Here is a 1572-nt window from a genome sequence, read left to right as displayed (position 1 = left end):
TCCTGCAAGCCCTGACCGGCAGCCGCAACGGCTCTCTCGGCATCGGGCAAATGGGCCTGGGCGGCAACATGTCGATTGCGCAAGCGCCGAGCTTTGGATCGATCCTCAATGGCGGCGCCCTCTCTTTCGGTGGGCTGTCGCCGGAAATCCAGAAGATCGCCGGAGCGGTGATCAACGGCCTGCAACTGGTCAAACAGCTCCAGCAAATCACCGGCAATGGCAGCAGTGCCGTCAACACAGCCTATAGCGGCAGCGTCAACGTCGCGTCGCTGTTGAGCGCCCTCACCTCTCAGGCCTCCCAAGGCGTCGCGCAACGCGAACAGTCGTTGCAGTCGGCCAGCGGCCAGATCGGACAGGCCGAGGACGTCAAAGGCTCGGTCGATCAGAACACGCGTATGCAGCTCGAGAACGCGCGTGCGGTCAACGAGCTCATCGGCGTGCAGAATGGTGCCGTCGCCGCGCTGAACGAGGAAATGAAGACCCGGCTGTTGCGGCAAAGCCAGGTGCAAAAGCTGATGACGCCGGCGCAAGTCAATCCGTTCGAGAATTTTGGCACAAGCGGGAACTGATCGTTGAGGGGCCGAGCAAAACGGATGCCAGCTTGGTGGCGGCGGTTCGGCGTGGGCGCCGTCGCGGTCGCGAGCATCATGGTTGGCGGCTGCGCCGGGCCAGGTCACGAGCTCAAGCCGCCGTGCGCGCCGCTGTCTTATGCGGGCAACGCAAGTTGCGGACTCTTGAAGCCGGTCAACGCTGCGCCCTTCGATCGTGTTGTCGAGGCTGGATGAACGGGCTGGCGACAAGCATTCTGGGAGGCATCGATGATGTCGGAAAGGCCTTTGTCTCCAGCGTTTACATGCAGCTCGGCTATGCGCTGGGGAATGTCTACGCGCTCATGCTCACCGTCTACATCATCTGGTGGGGCTACTCGATCCTCAGCGGCCGCGAGACGATCTCTCCGATCGAGTCGGCATACCGCCTCGGTCGAGCGGTGGTCATCTATCTGCTACTGAATGGATGGGGCACCTTCTCCGAGACGATCTATAAGCTGGTGCAGGCGGTGCCGGGTGAAATCGGCAAGATCATCGTCGGGGCCGTGTCGCGCGCCACCGGCAACCAGCTCTCGGACCAAGATGCCATTCCAGCCCTGATCGACAATCTCTACCGTGGTGCCCAGGATGTTGCCAATCAGGTCTACAGCGGCACTTTTTACGACATATTCGGCGCGCTGCTTTCCACCATCGTGCTTCTGGCCGCCATCATTTTTTCGGCGCTTGCGATCGCGGCAATCATCGCGGCCAAGATCATGCTGTTCATCACTTTGGCGCTGGCGCCGGTTTGGATTGTGCTTTGGCTCTACCGCTGGTCAACCCGGATGAGCGAGGGCTTCATTTCGCTCACCACCTATCTGATCATCCAGCAAATCCTCATCTACGGCTTCCTGGGCTTTTATTTTTCGCTGGTCAATCTTGCCTTGAACACCGCCACCTCGGGAGGCGCCAGCGTCGACAACAAGATGTCGATGGTCCTGCCGCTCGTCCTGGTCACGATCATCAGCATCTATGTGCTCATGCA

2 protein-coding genes are annotated in these 1572 nt (G+C 60.4%); both read left to right on the top strand.

The genetic code is table 11. The features are described 5' to 3' along the window. The coding region (locus tag EOA29_RS35990; RefSeq protein WP_127222365.1) for a type IV secretion system protein at positions 1-569 on the top strand (569 nt) is incomplete at its 5' end. A 212-nt stretch (positions 570-781) separates the two neighbouring features. Then, a partial coding sequence (locus EOA29_RS35985) for a type IV secretion system protein (RefSeq protein ID WP_145970028.1) occupies positions 782-1572 on the top strand: 791 nt, incomplete at its 3' end.

Source organism: Mesorhizobium sp. M1E.F.Ca.ET.063.01.1.1 (assembly GCF_003998155.1).
Classification (GTDB): domain Bacteria; phylum Pseudomonadota; class Alphaproteobacteria; order Rhizobiales; family Rhizobiaceae; genus Mesorhizobium.
Note: the sequence above shows the minus strand (reverse complement) of the source record. Positions and strands in the feature narration are given on the sequence as shown.